The organism is Geopseudomonas aromaticivorans (genome assembly GCF_019097855.1).
Classification (GTDB): Bacteria; Pseudomonadota; Gammaproteobacteria; order Pseudomonadales; family Pseudomonadaceae; genus Geopseudomonas; species Geopseudomonas aromaticivorans.
In genome coordinates this window covers 19,752-33,194 of sequence record NZ_JAHRGL010000014.1, presented here as the reverse complement: position 1 = coordinate 33,194, position 13,443 = coordinate 19,752, and the positions used below count along the sequence as shown (strand labels likewise).

At 63.9% G+C, this 13,443-nt stretch carries 15 protein-coding genes; all 15 read right to left on the bottom strand.

What is annotated here, in order from left to right; genetic code table 11:
• Positions 1 to 11: 11 nt before the first annotated feature.
• Positions 12 to 1,556: a F0F1 ATP synthase subunit alpha gene (gene atpA / locus KRX52_RS05855; RefSeq protein WP_217680344.1), complete on the bottom strand. Its 1,545-nt coding sequence runs from the start codon at positions 1,554 to 1,556 to the stop codon at positions 12 to 14.
• A gap of 15 nt (positions 1,557 to 1,571) precedes the next feature.
• The gene (locus tag KRX52_RS05850; RefSeq protein ID WP_217680342.1) at positions 1,572 to 2,108 is read right to left on the bottom strand and encodes a F0F1 ATP synthase subunit delta; all 537 of its coding nucleotides are present in this window, start codon (positions 2,106 to 2,108) and stop codon (positions 1,572 to 1,574) included.
• Between the two features lie 12 nt (positions 2,109 to 2,120).
• The gene (locus tag KRX52_RS05845) at positions 2,121 to 2,591 is read right to left on the bottom strand and encodes a F0F1 ATP synthase subunit B (RefSeq protein ID WP_090313488.1); all 471 of its coding nucleotides are present in this window, start codon (positions 2,589 to 2,591) and stop codon (positions 2,121 to 2,123) included.
• A gap of 101 nt (positions 2,592 to 2,692) precedes the next feature.
• The gene (gene atpE, locus KRX52_RS05840) at positions 2,693 to 2,920 is read right to left on the bottom strand and encodes a F0F1 ATP synthase subunit C (RefSeq protein WP_072325766.1); all 228 of its coding nucleotides are present in this window, start codon (positions 2,918 to 2,920) and stop codon (positions 2,693 to 2,695) included.
• Between the two features lie 64 nt (positions 2,921 to 2,984).
• Positions 2,985 to 3,803 carry a F0F1 ATP synthase subunit A gene (gene atpB, locus KRX52_RS05835; RefSeq protein WP_217680340.1) on the bottom strand — a complete coding sequence of 273 codons (819 nt, stop codon included), beginning with the start codon at positions 3,801 to 3,803 and terminating at the stop codon, positions 2,985 to 2,987.
• 15 nt (positions 3,804 to 3,818) lie between these two features.
• Positions 3,819 to 4,217 (bottom strand): F0F1 ATP synthase subunit I, encoded by a 399-nt coding sequence (locus tag KRX52_RS05830; protein ID WP_367890525.1) that lies wholly within the window; start codon positions 4,215 to 4,217, stop codon positions 3,819 to 3,821.
• Positions 4,218 to 4,358: 141 nt separating this feature from the next.
• On the bottom strand, positions 4,359 to 5,228 hold the full coding sequence (locus tag KRX52_RS05825) for a ParB/RepB/Spo0J family partition protein (protein WP_217680338.1): 870 nt from the start codon (positions 5,226 to 5,228) through the stop codon (positions 4,359 to 4,361).
• Positions 5,229 to 5,238: 10 nt separating this feature from the next.
• Positions 5,239 to 6,030, bottom strand: coding sequence for a ParA family protein (locus KRX52_RS05820; protein ID WP_217680336.1), 792 nt, complete (start codon positions 6,028 to 6,030; stop codon positions 5,239 to 5,241).
• 18 nt (positions 6,031 to 6,048) lie between these two features.
• Positions 6,049 to 6,696 carry a 16S rRNA (guanine(527)-N(7))-methyltransferase RsmG gene (gene rsmG / locus KRX52_RS05815; RefSeq protein WP_217680333.1) on the bottom strand — a complete coding sequence of 216 codons (648 nt, stop codon included), beginning with the start codon at positions 6,694 to 6,696 and terminating at the stop codon, positions 6,049 to 6,051.
• Positions 6,696 to 8,588 (bottom strand): tRNA uridine-5-carboxymethylaminomethyl(34) synthesis enzyme MnmG, encoded by a 1,893-nt coding sequence (gene mnmG, locus KRX52_RS05810; RefSeq protein WP_217680331.1) that lies wholly within the window; start codon positions 8,586 to 8,588, stop codon positions 6,696 to 6,698. The genes rsmG and mnmG overlap by 1 nt, the downstream gene beginning before the upstream one ends.
• 541 nt (positions 8,589 to 9,129) lie before the next feature.
• A complete protein-coding gene (mnmE, locus tag KRX52_RS05805) occupies positions 9,130 to 10,497 on the bottom strand; it encodes a tRNA uridine-5-carboxymethylaminomethyl(34) synthesis GTPase MnmE (RefSeq protein WP_217680329.1) in 1,368 nt (455 codons plus the stop codon).
• A 63-nt stretch (positions 10,498 to 10,560) separates the two neighbouring features.
• Entirely contained in the window at positions 10,561 to 12,231 is a 1,671-nt protein-coding gene (gene yidC / locus KRX52_RS05800) for a membrane protein insertase YidC (protein ID WP_217680327.1), read from the bottom strand.
• Positions 12,232 to 12,235: 4 nt separating this feature from the next.
• Positions 12,236 to 12,481: a membrane protein insertion efficiency factor YidD gene (gene yidD, locus KRX52_RS05795; RefSeq protein WP_217680325.1), complete on the bottom strand. Its 246-nt coding sequence runs from the start codon at positions 12,479 to 12,481 to the stop codon at positions 12,236 to 12,238.
• The gene (gene rnpA, locus KRX52_RS05790) at positions 12,474 to 12,878 is read right to left on the bottom strand and encodes a ribonuclease P protein component (protein ID WP_217680317.1); all 405 of its coding nucleotides are present in this window, start codon (positions 12,876 to 12,878) and stop codon (positions 12,474 to 12,476) included. The genes yidD and rnpA overlap by 8 nt, the downstream gene beginning before the upstream one ends.
• A 13-nt stretch (positions 12,879 to 12,891) precedes the next feature.
• Positions 12,892 to 13,029 carry a 50S ribosomal protein L34 gene (gene rpmH / locus KRX52_RS05785; RefSeq protein WP_217680316.1) on the bottom strand — a complete coding sequence of 46 codons (138 nt, stop codon included), beginning with the start codon at positions 13,027 to 13,029 and terminating at the stop codon, positions 12,892 to 12,894.
• Positions 13,030 to 13,443: the final 414 nt, after the last annotated feature.

Here is a 13,443-nt window from a genome sequence, read left to right as displayed (position 1 = left end):
CCCGCTGCGGCTTACCAGCTCTGAGTGGCCTTGAACTTCTCGATGCCGGCCTTCAGGCCTGCGTCGATTTCGTCGTTAAAGTCGCCCTTCACGTTGATCTTCGCCATCAGGTCGGCGAACTCGCGGTTGAAGAAGGCGATCAGGCCCTGCTCGAAGGCGCCGACTTTCTTCACGTCGACGTCGGCCAGGAAACCACGCTCGGCGGCGTACAGAGACAGCGACATGTCGGCGATGGACATCGGCGCAAACTGCTTCTGCTTCATCAGCTCGGTAACGCGCTGACCATGGTCGAGCTGCTTGCGGGTCGCGTCGTCCAGATCCGAGGCGAACTGGGCGAAGGCCGCCAGTTCACGGTACTGGGCCAGCGCGGTACGGATGCCGCCGGACAGCTTCTTGATGATCTTGGTCTGGGCGGCACCACCAACGCGGGATACCGAGATACCGGCGTTGACCGCCGGACGCAGACCCGAGTTGAACATGGCCGATTCCAGGAAGATCTGACCGTCGGTGATCGAGATCACGTTGGTCGGAACGAACGCGGAAACGTCGCCGGCCTGGGTTTCGATGATCGGCAGCGCGGTCAGCGAACCGGTCTTGCCCTTCACGGCACCGTTGGTGAACTTCTCGACATACTCTTCGGAAACGCGGGAAGCGCGCTCCAGCAGACGGCTGTGGAGATAGAACACGTCGCCCGGGTAGGCTTCGCGGCCCGGCGGACGGCGCAGCAGCAGGGAGATCTGGCGGTAGGCCACGGCCTGCTTGGACAGGTCGTCGTAAACGATCAGGGCGTCTTCGCCGCGGTCGCGGAAGTATTCACCCATGGTGCAACCGGCGTACGGTGCCAGGTACTGCAGGGCAGCGGATTCGGAAGCCGACGCAGCCACCACGATGGTGTTGGCCAGGGCGCCGTGCTCTTCCAGCTTGCGCACCACGTTGGCTATGGTCGACTGCTTCTGACCGATAGCCACGTACACGCAGCGGATGCCGCTGTTCTTCTGGTTGATGATGGCGTCGATGGCCATCGCAGTCTTGCCGATCTGGCGGTCACCGATGATCAGCTCGCGCTGGCCACGGCCAACCGGGATCATGGCGTCGACCGACTTGTAGCCGGTCTGTACCGGCTGGTCGACCGACTTACGCCAGATCACGCCCGGAGCGACCTTCTCGACCGCATCGGTTTCTTTGGCGTCGATCGGGCCTTTGCCGTCGATCGGGTTGCCCAGGGCATCGACCACGCGACCCAGCAGTTCCGGACCAACCGGAACTTCGAGGATGCGGCCGGTGCACTTGGCGCTCATGCCTTCGTTCAGGCTCTGGTAGCTGCCCAGAACCACGGCGCCAACGGAGTCCTGCTCCAGGTTCAGCGCCATACCGTAGACGCCGCCCGGGAACTCGATCATTTCGCCGTACATTACATCGGCCAGACCGAAGATGCGCACGATGCCGTCAGATACGCTGACGACGGTGCCTTCGTTACGGGCCTGCGCGGTCACATCAAGCTTGGCGATACGCTGCTTGATGATTTCGCTAATTTCGGAAGGATTCAGTTGCTGCATGCCATGCCCCTCAAATCAGGATTTCAACGCTTCGGCCAACTGGTTCAGTTTGCCGCGGACCGAACCGTCGATAACCAGGTCACCCGCACGAATGATCAAACCGCCGATAAGGGCGGGATTGACGACCGGGGTAGGCTGGACGGTGCGATCTAGCCGCTTCGACAAGGCGGCAGCCAGAGTTTGGAGTTGTTCGGCGCTCAGTTCGTGAGCCGTTTCGACCTCGACCTCGATCGAACGCTCGGCTTCCGCCTTCAGCAGCTCGAACTGGTCGCGCACGGTCGGCAGCAGCTCCAGGCGATTGTTTTCACCCAAGGCCGCCACGAAGTTGCAGAACGACTCGTCGATGCTTTCAGCGCACAGCTGAACCAGAACCCCGGCCTTGCGGTCGTGGGTCAGGGCCGGGTTATGCAGCTGGGCGATGACTTCGGGAGACTCCACGAAGGCGGCGCTCAGAGCCAGCATGTTCGACCAGGCATCGGTTTGTTTGGCGGCGGAAGCGAACTCGAAAGCGGCTTTCGCATAAGGCCGAGCAAGCGTATTGATAGTTGCCATCGCTCGCCTCGCTTAGAGTTGGGAGGCCAGTTTTGCGACCAGATCGTTGTGTGCCTTGGCGTCCACGGAGGACTCCAGGATCTTCTCGGCACCAGCGACGGCGAGAGCCGCAACCTGGGCGCGCAGCTGATCCTTGGCGCGATTCACTTCAACCTCGATTTCGGCCTTGGCGGCGACAAGCAGACGCTCGCCTTCGCTACGGGCCTGCTGCTTGGATTCCTCGACGATCGCATTGGCGGTCTTGCTTGCCTTGTCGAGAATCTCGGCAGCCTGCTCCTTGGTTTCGCGGAGCGTCTGGGCAGCTTTTTCCTGGGCCAGTTGCAGGTCGCGCTGGGCACGGCCGGCGGCATCCAGACCTTCGGCAATTTTCTTCTGGCGGGCTTGCATGGCAGCCGTGATCGGCGGCCACACAAACTTCATGGTGAACCAGACGAAAATAGCGAAGGAAATCGTTTGACCGAACAGCGTCAAGTTAATGTTCACAGCGATTTACCTCGTGCTATCTCGTGGGTCCGGTAGTCAAATCCTCGGCGACCGGACTGTGCATGGACACAGCCCGGTCGAAAAACCGCGGATGCTTGAACTTAGCCGGCAACAACGAAGATGAGGTACATCGCGATACCAACGCCGATCATCGGCACGGCGTCGAGCAGACCGGCCATCAGGAAGGTCTTGGTTTGCAGCTGGGCGCCCAGCTCCGGCTGACGCGCGGTGGATTCCAGCAGCTTGCCACCCAGCAGGGCGAAGCCAATACCGGTGCCCAGAGCACCCAGACCGATCATGATGGCGGCGGCGATGTAGACGAGTTCCATAACAGCTCCTGAGGTTTTCTAAAAGTTAAGGTTTCGTTGGTTAAAGCGAGGGTTGGTCCACTGTTCAGTGGTGGTCTTCGTGGGCGGCGCTCAAGTACACCACTGTCAGCACCATGAAGATGAAGGCCTGCAGCGGGATCACCAGGATGTGGAAGATCGCCCAAGGCACATTCAGGACCGGCTGTGCCCAGAACGGCAGCAGTGCGATGAGGATGAACACCACCTCACCAGCGTACATGTTGCCGAACAGACGCAGGGCGAGACTCAGCGGCTTGGTCAGCAGGCCGAGGATCTCGAGGAACAGGTTGAACGGGACCAGCGACCAGTGGTTGAACGGGGTGAACGCCAGCTCCTTGGTGAAGCCGCCGAAACCCTTGACCTTGACGCTGTAGAACAGGATCAGGATGAACACGCCGAGGGACAGACCGAAGGTACCGTTCGGGTCGGCGGTCGGCACGATCTTGAAGTAGGGTACGCCGAGCAGAGTGGCCAGACCCGGGATGTAGTCGACCGGGATCCACTTCAGGCTGTTCATCAGGAACACCCAGACGAAGATGGTCAGCGCCAGCGGGGCGACCAGCGGATTGCGACCGTGGAAGGTGTCCTTGACGACGCCCTCGACGAACTCGATGCACATTTCCACCAGGTTCTGCAGACCGCTGGGCACACCGGCGTTGGCACGCTTGGCGACGCGGCTGAACAGGAACAGGAAGATCAGACCCATGAAGATCGACCAGCCCAGGGTATCCACATGGATAGCCCAGAAGCCCATTTCCTTCACTTGTTCGTGGTTCTGGGCAAAGCTCCAGCCGTTGACCGGATGGGAGCCGAAGACCAGGTTCTGCAGGTGGTGCTGAATGTATTCAGCCGGTGTGTTAGCCATAAACGCCTCAATGCTCTAATGCTTTGGAAAGCCTTTCACCAGCAGGAGGGAACACGCGGAGGTGCCTAGCACCAGTCCGTAGCCGACAAACAGCGCCGCCACGTTCAACCGCTCCACTCCTGCAAACACCAGCGCAAACAACGCTGCCGTCAGAAACAGTTTGCCCATCTCGCCCGACCAGAAGGACTGGACGATGGCTCGTACCGAACGCGCCCCGAAGTAACGGAAGGCTTTGTACGCGAAGTACACATTCGGCACCAGTGCAATCATGCCGCCAAGCAGTGCGGAATATCCGGCGACCGGACCTTTCCACAGCCACCCGGCCATGGCGACCACCACGGTCACCCCCAGCTGGGTGAGCAGCAACGGGAATACCGCCAGGCGGTGCATAGGGGTCTTGTTGCGAATGTTCACCACGTCGCCCCGTTTCCGTGTTGCCGGCCTGCTTAGCAAGCACCATGCCGGCCAAAATTGCGCCGGGAGTATAGGGGGGGAACTTGCCCCGTTCAACTGCCGGGTAGTCGAATATGTACTCTGGCTACACAATCGCTGCGATCAGCGGATGTGCGCCAGCACCCCTTGCAGCTCGTCCAGAGAACTGTAGCGGATTACCAGCTGGCCCTTGCCCTTTTCACCGTGGCGGATCTGCACCGCCGCGCCCAGCCGCTCGGCCAGGCGCTGTTCGAGGCGAGCGATATCCGGATCGGCCTTGGCCGCTTCCACCTCCGGCTTGCCGCTCAGCCACTGGCGCACCAGCGCTTCGGTCTGACGAACGGTCAGACCACGCGCGACAACATGTCGCGCTCCTTCCACCTGGCGTTCCGCCGGCAGGCCGAGCAGGGCACGGGCGTGGCCCATCTCCAGATCGCCGTGGGCCAGCAGGACTTTCACCTCTTCCGGCAGCGCGGTCAGGCGCAGCAGGTTGGCAATGGTCACCCGCGACTTGCCCACCGCGTCGGCGACCTGCTGCTGGGTCAGCTGGAAGTCGTGCTGCAGGCGCTGCAGGGCCACGGCTTCCTCGATCGGGTTGAGGTCCTCGCGCTGGATGTTCTCGATCAGCGCCATGGCGATGGCCGCCTCGTCGCTGACCTCGCGCACCAGCGCCGGAATGCGTTCCAGACCGGCCAGCTGGCAGGCGCGCCAGCGGCGCTCGCCGGCGATGATCTCGTAGCGCTCACCGTCGATCGGACGCACCACCACCGGCTGCATCAGCCCCTGGCTGCGGATCGAGTGGGACAGCTCCTCGAGCGCCTGCGGGTCCATGTCGCGGCGCGGCTGGTACTTGCCACGCTGCAGCAGGTCCAGCGGCAGCTGCTGCAGTTCATCGCGCGGCGCCCTGACCGCCTGATCCTGCAGGGCGTTGACGCTGGTGCCACCGAGCAGGGCGTCCAGGCCACGGCCGAGTCCGCGTTTCTTCACAGCCATGTGCGGCTCCTCAAGCAGTGGTGGCGGCGCGTTTGACGCGACGCTGACGGGCGACCAGTTCCTTGGCCAGTTCCAGATAGGCCTTGGCGCCGCGCGAAGACTTGTCGTAGACCAGCGCCGGCATGCCGTGGCTGGGCGCCTCGGCCAGACGCACGTTGCGCGGGATGGTGGTCTCGTAGAGAGCCTCGCCGAAGTGCTGCTGCAGCTGGGCGGTGACGTCGTTGGTCAGACCGATGCGCGGGTCGTACATGGTGCGCAGGATGCCCTCGATGCGCAGGCTCGGGTTGAGCAGCGCGCCGATGCGCTGGATGCTGTTGACCAGGTCGGACAGCCCTTCCAGCGCGTAGTACTCGCACTGCATGGGGATGATCACCGCATCGGCGGCAACCAGGGCGTTGATGGTCAGCATCGACAGCGCCGGCGGGCAGTCGATCAGGATGAAGTCGTAGTTGTCGCGGATCGGCGCCAGCGCCTGGCGCAGGCGCTGCTCCTTGTTCGGCAGCTCGAGCAGGGTGACCTCGGCGGCGGTGAGGTCGCGGTTGGCCGGCAGCAGCTGGTAGCCGCCGTGCTCGGAGGACTGCATGGCCGCGGCCAGGTCGCAGTTGCCGAGCAACACGTCGTACACCGACTGTTCGAGGTTGAGCTTGTCCACCCCGCTGCCGGTGGTGGCGTTGCCCTGCGGATCGAGGTCGATCAGCAACACGCGGCGCTGGGTCGCCACCAGCGAGGCAGCCAGGTTGACGCAACTGGTGGTCTTGCCCACCCCGCCCTTCTGATTGGCGATCGCAAATACTTTAGCCATGCTCGGCAGTCTCTCCCTTCAGGCGCAGCGGCGCAGTATCAGCAGATGACGCTGGCCCTGGCAACCGGGCACCTGCAGCGCATGTTCGGCTTCCAGACGAAAATCCGCCGGCAGCTCGGCGAGCTCCTCGGCGGGATGCACGCCCTTCATCGCCAGCCAGCGGGTCTCGGCATCGCCCAGGTGGCGGGTCCAGTTGGCGAAATCGGCCAGCGAGCTGAACGCCCGCGACACTATGCCGGCAAACGGCTGCACCGGCTGGAAGTTTTCCACACGGCTGTGGACAACTTCCAGGTTGGCCAGTCTCAGCTCCAGCTTGACCTGGGTCTGGAAACGGCTCTTCTTGCCGTTGGAATCGAGGGTGGTGAAGCGCCGCTCGGGGAACAGGATGGCCAGCGGAATGCCGGGCATGCCGCCGCCACTGCCGACGTCCAGCCAGTTATCCCCAGCCTCGCGCACGAACGGCACCAGGCTCAGGCTGTCGAGCAGGTGGCGCGACACCATCTCGTCGGGATTGCGCACCGCGGTCAGGTTGTAGGCCTGGTTCCACTTGATCAGCAGGGCCAGGTAGGCCAGCAGCTGTTCCTGCTGCAGGGCACTCAGCTCGACACCGAGCTGGGCGGCGCCGCGCGCCAGTTCGGCGGCGTGGGCCGGGGTAACGACGGACATCAGGCGTTCTGCTCCAGCTGGCGGCCGGCGCCGCGTTTCTTCAGGTAAATCACCAGCAGCGACACCGCGGCCGGGGTGACGCCGGGAATGCGCGAGGCCTGGCCGAGGGTCTGCGGCCGGGCGGCGCCGAGCTTGCCCTGCAGCTCCTTGGACAGCCCGCCGATGATGGTGTAGTCGAGGTCGTCCGGCAGCACGGTGTTCTCGCTGGCCCGCAGGCGCTCGATCTCGTCCTGCTGGCGGTCGATGTAGCCGGCGTACTTGATGCGGATTTCCACCTGCTCGGCGACCTGCGGGTTATCCACAGCCTCGCCTGTGATCTCGGCCAGACCAGCGTAGTCGATCTCCGGACGCGCCAGCAGGTTGTGCAGGTTGTACTCGTGGGTCAGCGGCGTGCCGAAGCGCGCCACTATGGCCTCGCCCTGCGCGGTGCCCGGGCGCACCCAGGTGCTCTTCAGGCGCTGTTCCTCGCGCTCGATGCCCTCGCGCTTGGCGCAGAACGCCGCCCAGCGGCGGTCGTCGACCAGGCCCAGCTCGCGGCCCTTCTCGGTCAGGCGCAGGTCGGCGTTGTCCTCGCGCAGGATCAGCCGGTATTCGGCGCGCGAGGTGAACATGCGGTACGGCTCCTGGGTGCCGAGGGTGATCAGGTCGTCGACCAGCACGCCGATGTAGGCCTCGTCGCGACGCGGGCACCAGGCTTCGCGGCCCTGGGCGCGCAGCGCGGCGTTGGTGCCGGCGAGCAGGCCCTGGGCACCGGCCTCCTCGTAGCCGGTGGTGCCGTTGATCTGCCCGGCGAAGAACAGGCCGCCGATCACCTTGGTTTCCAGCGAGTACTTCAGATCGCGTGGATCGAAGTAGTCGTACTCGATGGCGTAGCCGGGCCGCACGATGTGGGTGTTTTCCATGCCGCGGATCGAACGGACGATGTCCAGCTGCACGTCGAACGGCAGCGAGGTGGAGATGCCGTTGGGATAGTACTCGTGGGTGGATAACCCTTCGGGCTCGAGGAAGACCTGATGGCTGTCCTTGTCGGCGAAGCGGTGGATCTTGTCCTCGATCGACGGACAGTAGCGCGGGCCGATGCCCTCGATGACCCCGGAATACATCGGCGAGCGGTCGAGGTTGCCGGCGATGATCGCGTGGGTGCGCGCGTTGGTGTGGGTAATCCAGCAGCTGACCTGCTGCGGATGCTGTTCGCGCGAACCGAGGAACGACATTACCGGCGTCGGCGTGTCGCCAGCCTGCTCGGTCATCACCGAGAAATCGATGGAGCGGCCATCGAGCCGCGGCGGGGTACCGGTTTTCAGCCGGCCGACCCGCAGCGGCAGCTCGCGCAGGCGCTTGGCCAGGGCCAGCGACGGCGGATCGCCGGCACGCCCGCCGGAATAGTTCTGCAAACCGATGTGGATAAGTCCGCCGAGGAAGGTGCCGGCGGTCAGCACCACGCTGTCGGCATGGAATTTCAGGCCCATCTGGGTGATCACGCCGCGCACCTGTTCGCCTTCGACGATCAGGTCGTCGGCGGACTGCTGGAATATCCACAGGTTCGGCTGGTTTTCCAGGATGCGACGGATCTCCGCCTTGTACAGCGCGCGGTCGGCTTGCGCACGGGTAGCGCGCACCGCCGGACCCTTGCGGCTGTTGAGGATGCGGAACTGGATGCCGCCGATGTCGGTGGCTTCGGCCATGGCGCCGCCGAGGGCATCGATTTCCTTGACCAGATGACTCTTGCCGATACCGCCGATGGCGGGGTTGCAGCTCATGTGGCCGAGGGTTTCCACGTTGTGGGTGAGCAGCAGGGTCTTGACCCCCATGCGTGCTGCGGCCAGTGCCGCCTCGGTACCGGCATGGCCGCCACCGATGACGATCACATCAAAACGGGAAGGGAAATCCACCACGCACCTCGTGCCTGTTCGGGAAGGGAATTCGGAAAGCCGCGGAGTATAGAGGCTTCTCCGGGGTGAATGAAGCAGTGTGGACAAAAAATAGCCAGCCGGTAGGAGCCTGGATGACCTGGGCTAATCAACAAAAAAATAGAGAGAACGATTTTTTAAAGAGCTTGTTTTTAAGCTTGTTATAGGTGTGCACAGATTCTGTGGATAGTTTCATATAAGCCTTACAGATCAATAAGTTATGCACTTAATAAGGCTGTACACAGGCAGCCTTGAGGTCTCTGGACAACCGACTTGAGCCTGTGTGTGGACAAGTCATTTATCCACAGACGTGGTTATCCACAGTCGGAGCGCCGTCTTGTCTACGGAGCTCTGGATGGGTTGTCCACAGAGCTTATCCGGGCGGATTTTTATGTGGACAAGCCCCTATCCGCCTGACGAGCGAGCACAGCGAGACGCAGGGCCGGCGAGAAAACCGGCTCTGCTGAGGGAATGCAGGGAGAGATGGCCAGCCGACACGCAGGTCAGCTGGCCGGGAGGGACGCTACTTGCCGATGCAGAAGCTGGAGAAGATCCGCCCGAGCAGGTCGTCGGGGGTGAACGCGCCGGTGATCTCGCCCAGCGCTTGGTGGGCCATGCGCAGGTCCTCGGCCAGCAGTTCGCCGGCGCCGAGCAGGGTCAGCTGCTCGCGGCCGTGCTCCAGATAACCCCCCGCCTGGCGCAGGGCGTCTAGGTGGCGGCGGCGGGCGCTGAAGCTGCTTTCGGTGGTCTGCTCGAAGCCCATGCAGGTCTTCAGGTGCTCGCGCAGCAGCTCGAGGCCGCCACCGCTGCGCGCCGACAGGCTGATCGTCACGTGGCCATCGGCGCAGCTTTCCAGGCGGATGGCCTCGCCGGACAGGTCGGCCTTGTTGCGGATCAGGGTGACCCGCGCCGGATCGGGGCGCTGCTCGAGGAATTCCGGCCACAGGGCGAACGGATCGGCGGCCTCCGGTGCGGTGGCGTCGACCACCAGCAGCACGCGGTCGGCCTCGCCGATGGCCTTGAGCGCGCGCTCGACGCCGATCCGCTCGACCTGATCCTCGGTGTCGCGCAGGCCGGCGGTGTCGACCACGTGCAGCGGCATGCCGTCGATGTGGATATGTTCGCGCAGCACGTCGCGGGTGGTGCCGGCGATGTCGGTGACGATGGCCGCCTCGCGGCCGGCCAGGGCGTTGAGCAGGCTGGACTTGCCGGCGTTGGGCCGCCCGGCGATCACCACGGTCATGCCGTCGCGCAGCAGCGCGCCCTGTCCCGCCTCGCGCTGCACTCCCAGCAGCTCGCTGCGCACGCCGTCGAGCTGGCCGAGCACGTGGCCGTCGGCGAGGAAGTCGATCTCCTCCTCGGGGAAGTCGATGGCCGCTTCGACGTACATGCGCAGCTCGATCAGCTTGTCGGCGAGATGCTGCACCTTGCGCGAGAACTCGCCCTGCAGCGAGCGCACGGCATTGCGCGCGGCCTGCTCGCTGCTGGCCTCGATCAGGTCGGCGATGGCCTCGGCCTGGGCCAGGTCGAGCTTGTCGTTGAGGAAGGCGCGCTCGCTGAACTCGCCGGGCCGGGCCAGCCGCGCGCCCAGTTCCAGGCAGCGGCGCAGCAGCATGTCGAGCACCACCGGGCCGCCGTGGCCCTGCAGTTCGAGCACGTCCTCGCCGGTGAAGGAGTTCGGGCCGCGGAAGAACAGCAGCAGGCCCTCGTCGATCACCTCGCCATCGTCGGCGAAGAACGCGCAGTAGTAGGCGTGCCGCGGCTCGGGCTCGCGGCCGCTGAGGCTGATGGCGATGGCCCGCGCGCGCGGACCGGAAACGCGGACGATGCCGACCCCGCCGCGACCCTGCGCGGTGGCGACGGCGGCGATGGTGTCACGGACGGGGTGCATGGCGGCCTCCGGGGGTAAAAAGCAAAACGCCCCACGAGGGGGCGTCTGCATTCAGCGGATGATTCAGGCCTGCGCGGCCCGCTCGATCTGCCGAGTAATGTACCACTGCTGGGCGATGGACAGGACGTTGTTGACCACCCAGTACAGCACCAGACCGGCCGGGAACCACAGGAAGAAGAAGGTGAAGATGATCGGCATCAGCTTCATCACCTTGGCCTGCATGGGGTCCGGCGGCGTCGGGTTGAGGGTCTGCTGGAAGAACATGGTGGCGCCCATGATGATCGGCAGGATGAAGTAGGGATCCTTGATCGACAGGTCGACGATCCAGCCCAGCCACGGCGCCTGGCGGATCTCCACGCTTTCCAGCAGGGTCCAGTACAGGGCGAGGAACACCGGCATCTGCACCAGGATCGGCAGGCAGCCGCCCAGCGGATTGATCTTCTCCTTCTTGTACAGCTCCATCATGCCCTGGGACATCTTCTGGCGATCATCGCCGTACTGCTCCTTCAGGGCCTGCAGCTTGGGCGCCACGGCACGCATGCGCGCCATGGACTTGTAGCTGGCCGCCGACAGCGGGAAGAACGCCAGCTTGATCAGCACGGTGAGGGCGATGATCGACCAGCCCCAGTTGCCAAGCAGGCTGTGGATATGTTGCAGCAGCCAGAAGATCGGCTGGGCGATGAACCACAGGAAGCCGTAGTCGACGGTCAGCTCGAGACCCGGCGACAGCTCCTTGAGCTTGCCCTGGGATTTCGGACCGGCGTAGAGAGTGGCGCTGGTTTCCGCGCTGGCGCCGGCCGGCACGTTGAGGGCCGGGCCGGTGAAGCCGATGATGTAGTTGCCCTGGCTGTCCTTGCGGGTGGCGACCTGGTTGGTGTCGTCCTTGGCCGGTACCCAGGCGGTGACGAAGTAGTGCTGCAGCCAGGCGACCCAGCCACCCTGCACGGTTTCGCGCAGGTTCTTGCCGTCCATGTCCTTCATGGCGACTTTCTTGTACGGCTCGTCGGCCGTCCACAGCGCGGCCCCCAGGTAGGTGGCCATGCCGGTGGCGCTGGTCTGCGACGGGTCGCCGCTGGCATCGCGCTTGAGCTGGGCGAACAGGTTGCCGCTCCACGGCTGGGCGCTGTGGTTGTCGATGCGATGGCTGACGGTGAAGTCGTACTGGCCACGCTTGAAGCTGAAGCGCTTGACGTAGTCGACGCCGGCTTCGCTGAACTTCAGCTCGACCACCAGCTGGTCCTGACCGTCGGTCAGCTGGAACTGGGTCTTCTCGCTGCTGTACAGCGGACGGCCGCTGCTGCGGGCATCCGGACCGTTGGCGCCGGTCAGGCCGCTCTGCGCCACATAGGTGCGCTCGCTGCCGTTGTCGAACAAGGCGAAAGGCACGTCGCGGTTCTGCAGGCTGCGCGGATACTGCGGCAGGGCCAGCTGCACCACGTCACCGCCCTGCGGATCGATGGCCAGCTTGAGCACATCGGTCTGCACCTGGATCAGCTGCTTGCTCGGCGCGACGGCAGCGGCGGTCGCCGGCTCGTTGGCCTGGTTGCCAGCCACCGGTACATCGGCCTGAGTCTGGCTGGCCGGAGTCGAGTCGGTCGGCAGCGCCGGTGCGGCAGTGCTGGCGACGGCCGGCGGCGGCAACTGCGGCTGGCCGTAGTCCTCGTTCCACTTGAGAACCATGATGTAAGACACGATTGCCAGAGCGACGATCAGTATCGAGCGTTGAATGTCCATGATTTTATTCGGCCATCGAAGAGGGTCGGGACGTGCGGGACGGCGGCACCGGATCGTAACCACCGGCATGCCAGGGGTGGCAGCGGGACAGCCGGCACAAGGCCAGCCAACCCCCGCGAGCGAGGCCATGCGTGCTGATGGCTTCGTGGGCGTAGCAGGAACAGCTGGGATAAAAGCGACAGCGACTGGCCATCAAGGGACTGATGGCGTAGCGATAGAACTGGATCAATGCGAGTGCCAGTTTACGCATGGGTTCCGTCGGCGAGGGGCTGTTCGGGACGGGCAGTCGGGCTGGGCCGATTGCGCGCCAGACGTTTCCAGAGCTTGACGAACTGCTGATGCAATTCGGGATTGTCCAGATCGCCGAGACCCTTGCGCGCGACCATCACGATATCCAGACCGGCGAGCATCTCCTGATGCAGACGGAAGGAGTCACGGATCAGCCGCTTCAGGCGATTGCGCTCGACGGCAAGCTTGACGCTCTTCTTGCCGATCACCAAGCCGAGGCGAGGATGATCGAGCCCGTTGTCACGGGCCAGGAGCAGAACAGACTTGCCGGGAGCCTTGCCGGTGGGGGAGTCGAAGACTGCTGAAAACTGTCGGGGCGTCAGCAGTCGCTTGTCCCGGCCAAAACTCCGACTCACCACCCGTTCCGGGCAATCAAACAGTGGTCAGACGCTTGCGGCCCTTGGCGCGGCGACGCGCCAGGACTGCACGACCGTTCTTGGTTGCCATGCGTGCGCGGAAGCCGTGGTTACGGGCGCGCTTCAGATTGCTGGGCTGAAAGGTGCGTTTCATGGGTCAGTTACCTAGTGATCACAGGGCCCCGACAGGGGGCCGCAGTTAAAGAGACCGGCGATTCTAGTGAAAGCGTCGCCGCAGGTCAATTTCCAACCAGCAGGTTGTCGTCTTAATCCACAGGTCGTTTGCCCTGCTGAACCGCAGCAGCTTTTCAGTATGGCGGGTGGCGAACGGCCGTGCTGTGGAAAACCCCTGCCCCGCTCGCTTCGCGTCGGTTGCCAGCCGTCGCTGGAAATCATAACAAGAAGAAAATTTTTAAAAGATCGTTCTAGTGATGATATATACACAGGGCGTTTTCTGTGGATAACCACCTGCAAGCCTTTATCCACAAGGCTTTGCTGAAAAAGAAAGGCTGTCGAGAAGTGGTGCTGCGCGTGTGTGGCGCCTTGGGGCAAGCTGGGGATGGAACGG